Annotated in this window: 3 protein-coding genes and 1 pseudogene; 2 read left to right on the top strand and 2 right to left on the bottom strand. The window is 40.4% G+C overall.

The features are described from left to right. Positions 1–223 (bottom strand): annotated as a pseudogene (locus DW981_RS14105) (flagellin); the annotation flags it as partial. A 499-nt stretch (positions 224–722) separates the two neighbouring features. Between DW981_RS14105 and DW981_RS14100 the strand changes: the two are divergent. Together DW981_RS14100 and DW981_RS14095 are read left to right on the top strand one after the other, a co-directional pair. Further along, positions 723–2,015, top strand: a complete 1,293-nt coding sequence (locus DW981_RS14100; protein ID WP_243034777.1) for an ATP-binding protein — start codon at positions 723–725, stop codon at positions 2,013–2,015. A gap of 169 nt (positions 2,016–2,184) precedes the next feature. After that, entirely contained in the window at positions 2,185–3,939 is a 1,755-nt protein-coding gene (locus DW981_RS14095) for an AAA family ATPase (protein ID WP_118508187.1), read from the top strand. A gap of 188 nt (positions 3,940–4,127) precedes the next feature. Here DW981_RS14095 and DW981_RS15975 read toward each other — a convergent pair. After that, the coding region (locus tag DW981_RS15975; RefSeq protein WP_118508186.1) for a flagellin at positions 4,128–5,353 on the bottom strand (1,226 nt) is incomplete at its 5' end.

Raw genomic sequence — 5,353 nt, 5'->3', positions numbered from 1 at the left:
TCTGTACTGCGGAAATACCATCTTCTGCGTTTGTAGAAGCCTGATCCAAACCACGGATCTGCTTTCTCATTTTCTCGGAAATAGAAAGACCTGCTGCATCATCAGCTGCACGGTTGATTCTATAACCGGAAGAAAGCTTCTCAGTAGATTTAGCAAGTGAGTTAGTTGTTAAGCCCAACATTCTGTTGGAATTCATCGCTGTAATGTTGTGTTGTACTATCATAGTAGTTACCTCCTTGTGTTAAATGTTCGGGGTGAATCCTTTCGCCCCGGTGGATTAGTTAATTGTTTCATGAATAATGAGAAATGGACTGTGCCGATTGTGTCAGACTTTGTATTCTGTGCTTGATTTGGCGCAGAATGGAGTTTCGCAGAAACTTTTAAGATGAACACAAGTGCTCATTATGTCATGAGTTTTCATTGATTTTGAGCTGCCTCCTCTCGTACAATAATGAAACAAAAGTTTACAAAGTGTTGCATTTTGCTCGTACGTAGCAAAAATTAAGGGCTTATTGCCGTTTGCGTCGTAAGTTTACGGTGATACTTGTGACCTGTTGCTCCCTTGCAAAATAAATAGAAATTTGGGAATAATAAAGCAAATAGCAAATGGTGAAGATGCGATTTTGTTTGATAAATGGTACATATGTTGATATAATATAGTAAAGTTATGACGATAACGTCGCAAGTTTACGATGAAAATATAAAAAGGACGAGGTGAGACTATGATTAACGCAAGAACATATATGAAACGAGATAACTATATCGATCGGCTGATACACACCATGTGGAATGGTGAGATCAAGGTACTTACAGGAATACGTCGTTGTGGCAAGTCTGTCATTCTTTTTGAACTATTTTATGCGTATTTGCTGGCGCAGGGAGTCGAAGAAAGTCATATTATTAAGATTTCATTGGATCAGAGAAGATATAGTAAGTATCGAAATCCTATCACACTTTGTGAGTACGTGGAGTCGATTATTTGTGATAAGCCGAAAGAGCAGTATTATCTGTTTGTCGATGAAGTACAGTTCACTACAAGTGTAGTCGACGAAGAAAATGGAGGAATCCCGGTTACTATTTATGATATGTTGAACGAGCTGAAGGCATATGACAATTTGGATGTGTATGTGACAGGGAGTAATTCAAAGGGATTATCAAAGGATATTGCGACGGAATTTCGTGGACGTGCAACGCAGATTCATGTATATCCGCTTTCTTTTGCGGAGTTTTATGCAGCGGTTGGCGGTGATGAACGTAAGGCGTTGGATAATTACATGCTATATGGTGGGATGCCGCGGCTTTTGACAATGGAGGATGAGCGGGAAAAGAAAGAATATTTGTCCACTTTATTTGATGAAGTGTACATTAAAGATATCGTGGAGCGCAATCAGATCACACGTGAAGATATACTGAACAATATTTTGGATTTTTTGGCTTCGCAGATCAGTTCATTGACAAATCCTACAAATATTGCAAATGCGTTGACGAGTATGCGTGGAGAAAAGATCCATTCGGCGTTGGTATCTAATTATATTACCCATACCAAAGACTCCTTTTTGATTTCGATGGCGAAAAGATATGACATCAAGGGTAAATCATATTTTGAGTATCCGAATAAGTATTATTATGTTGACGTTGGCTTGCGAAATGCACGGTTAAATTATCGTCAATTCGACCCGGGGCATATCATGGAAAATATCATTTATATCGAACTTTTGCGGCGCGGATATAGTGTGGATGTGGGGGTTGTGACGGACCGGACCGCTGGGAAAAATGTGCAGCGAGAGATTGATTTTGTGGTGAATGATATGGACCGAAAAATATATATTCAGTCGGCTTTTCAGATGGAGAATGATAAGAAAGTGTCATCGGAGAAAGCATCACTAATGCTGACGAAGGATTTCTTTAAGAAGATCATTGTTCGATTGGATATACCACATCATTTTTATGACGAAGACGGCATATTTCACTGTAATTTGATTGATCTGTTGCTGGGGCGGGTAGAATTATTTTAGCGGTATAATATTCAAAACACAAAAAGATCCTGCACCATAAAACAGGTGATCTTGGGTGGATGGAATGGGTGATTTGTCTTGTAACCTTTGGGTAATGCCGTTACAATGTAATAAATATGATATTGGGTCAAAATCATAAATAGATAACGACAGGAGAGCAGGTGGGCATATGAAAAAGACGATTAGTATAGGAATACAAGTTTTTTCTGATCTGAGGGAGCAGGATTGCTTTTTTGTAGATAAAACAAATTTTATAAAAGAATGGTGGGAAAATCGGGATGTTGTAACGTTGATCACACGCCCGCGCCGCTTTGGTAAGACCTTAAATATGAGTATGTTGGAATGTTTCTTTTCAAAAAAATATGCCAACCGAGCAGATCTGTTTGAAGGACTTTCTATCTGGCAGGACGAGACATATCGGAAACTGCAGGGAGCGTATCCTGTGATCTTTTTGAGCTTTGCTGCTGTGAAAGCCGGAAATCTGGAGGATGCCAAAACGCAGATTAAACAGGAGATTGCAAGGCTGTATGAAGAAAACAGATATTTGTTAGGGAAGAATGTACTGAGTGAAAATGAGCAAGAAATGTATAATAGTACAACAATTCGAATGGATGATACAACAGCACAGAATGCGTTGAAAACTTTGTCCGTTTGGATGGAACGCTATTATGGTAAGAAAGTCATTATTCTTTTGGATGAATATGATACGCCGATGCAAGAAGCATATGTTCAGGGATACTGGGATGAATTTACGACTTTTGTGAGAAGCCTGTTCAATGCGACATTTAAGACGAATCCTTATTTAGAGCGTGCTATTATGACGGGAATTACCAGAGTCCGGTATCCAAAACGTGTGAAGTTTGCAGAGCAAACTTCTAATGGCTCGGTATTAACCGAGCCTATTTTCTCTGACCTGAATAACTTACGTGTCGTGACGACGACTTCTAATCTGTATGCAGATTGTTTCGGTTTTACGGAGGAGGAAGTTTTTGCTGCACTGGATGAGTATGGTATGGGAGATAAAAAGGAAGAAGTGAAACAGTGGTATGACGGTTTTACGTTTGGGGAGCACAGAGATATTTACAATCCGTGGTCCATTACAAATTATCTGGACGAACGCAAATTATATCCATACTGGGCATCCACCAGCTCCAATGGTCTTGTGAGCCGACTGATCCAGACGTCATCTGCCGATGTGAAAGAGAAGATGGAGGATCTTTTGAACGGACAGGAGATCATCGTAAATTTCGATGAGCAGATCGTGTATAATCAGTTAGATCATAACGTAAATGCCATTTGGAGTCTTTTGCTTGCCAGCGGATATCTGAAAGTGAAACAGGTTGATTATCGCGGCATTACAAGAGAGCCGTGGTATACGTTGGATATAACGAACGTTGAAACGCTGAGTATGTTTACGACAATGTTTCAGAATTGGTTTCAAAATCAAGATGCGAACTATGGTTACTTTATGAAAGCCTTGATTGCTGGTGATCTGGAAGCAATGAATTATTATATGAATAAAGTTGCTCTTGCCACATTCAGCTATTTTGATGTGGGAAGTGAACATGGAAGCGATCCGGAGCCGGAGCGTTTTTATCACGGATTTGTGCTCGGATTGATCGCAGAACGTTCGGGTATCTACATGATACGATCTAACCGGGAGAGTGGATTTGGAAGGTACGATATTATGATGGTTCCGCAGGAGCGTGAGAAATATCCTGCGATCATTATTGAATTTAAGGTGTGCAGCCGGATGAGAAAGGAAACTCTGGAGGAGGCTGTTCAGTCCGCATTAGACCAAATTACCGAGAAAAATTATGACGCAGAATTGTTAGCACAGGGAATACCAGCAGATCGGATCCGGCATTACGGATTTGCCTTTGAAGGGAAAAAGGTATTGATCGGACAGGACGAAAAGGCTTGATCGGTATCTGGTGATGCCTTGTCAGTGTTCAGTGCCGGAGCGAGTAGAAGTGTCTTAATAACATGAATTGCGTTAATAGAATAATAGTCAAACAGCAAAAAGAGGAAGCCGAAACGACTTCCTCTTCCATTTTGTAATAAAAATATGTTTCTGTTTGAACGATTCGAAAACAATGAATTCTTGGTTAATTACTGAAGCAAGGACAATACACCCTGGTTTGCCTGATTAGCCTGTGCAAGCATAGACTGACCAGCCTGCTGAAGGATGTTGTTCTTGGAGTAGTTAACCATCTCTTCTGCCATGTCTGTATCACGGATACGAGACTCAGCGGATGTGGTGTTCTCAACAACGTTATCCAAGTTAGAGATTGTGTGCTCTAAGCGGTTCTGAACAGCACCAAGTGCGGAACGCTGATCGGATACTTTCTGGATGGATTCCTTGATGGTATCGATTGCGTTCAGTGCGTTAGTGTCATCTGCACCATCTACACGTAGACCATTAATGCCAAGTCCCTTAGAACTCATAGAGTCAATGTTAATAGTAATCTGGTTGTTAGAAGTTGCGTCTGCACCTACATGTAATTTAAGTTTTAAGGAACCTGTAATATCCTTTTGACCAGCAACTTCATCTGGATCCAAATCAACAACATTTCCTAATGCATCATATACTGTTGGTGCATCAATACGCTTAACTACATCTCCATCGTTGTTGATAGAAAAATAGTCATCAAGAGCGTTTTCTGCGATTTTGTTGCCGTCGCGGTCATAATAAGCAGCTTTTTCTGTAGCTACTTTTGCAGCAGTTGCTTTAGTTGCAGTAATGTTATCACTTGTTGAAACAGGTGCAGCTGCATCAGTAGCAGCTGTACCGCCACTAGCCGTAGCTGTTGCAATTGTATTACCATCAGTATCTTGAATTTCAAACTTTCCTGCTGTTGTTGCATCTGCTACAATTGAAAAGTTGCTATCAGCTCCATTTAATTTGAGCTTATATGTACTATGAGCAGCCTTACCATCAAAAGTTGAGTTAAAATCAACAGTCACACCCTGATTTTTAATTGCTTTTGCAAGTTCATTTTGACTATCTTGGCTAGCTGTAGCTTCAAATTCAAATTTGATTTTTAAGCCATTGGCTCCAGTAATGTCAGCACCAGCATTAATTGTTGCAGCGGCAGCATTTTGATTAGTGCCATATTTGAAGCTTGCTTTCTGTGTTGCATCCTGATCACCCTTCAACAAATAAGTCTCATTGAACTTGGTTGTCTCAGATACACGATCAATCTCAGTTGTCAACTGATCAATCTCGTTCTGGATAGCTGTACGGTCAGACTCAGAGTTTGTACCGTTAGCTGCCTGAACTGCCAACTCGTTCATTCTCTGAAGCATAGAGTGAACTTCGTTCAAAGCACCCTCTG

The sequence above is a fragment of the Clostridium sp. AM49-4BH genome, assembly GCF_003478335.1.
In the GTDB taxonomy this organism is placed as follows: domain Bacteria; phylum Bacillota; class Clostridia; order Lachnospirales; family Lachnospiraceae; genus Butyribacter.
Note: the sequence above shows the minus strand (reverse complement) of the source record. Positions and strands in the feature narration are given on the sequence as shown.

Bases quoted from the DNA above. Each gene is read 5' to 3' on its own strand.
- DW981_RS14100 (WP_243034777.1), top strand. From the start codon at position 723: ATGATTAACGCAAGAACATATATGAAACGAGATAACTATATCGATCGG.
- DW981_RS14095 (WP_118508187.1), top strand. From the start codon at position 2,185: ATGAAAAAGACGATTAGTATAGGAATACAAGTTTTTTCTGATCTGAGG.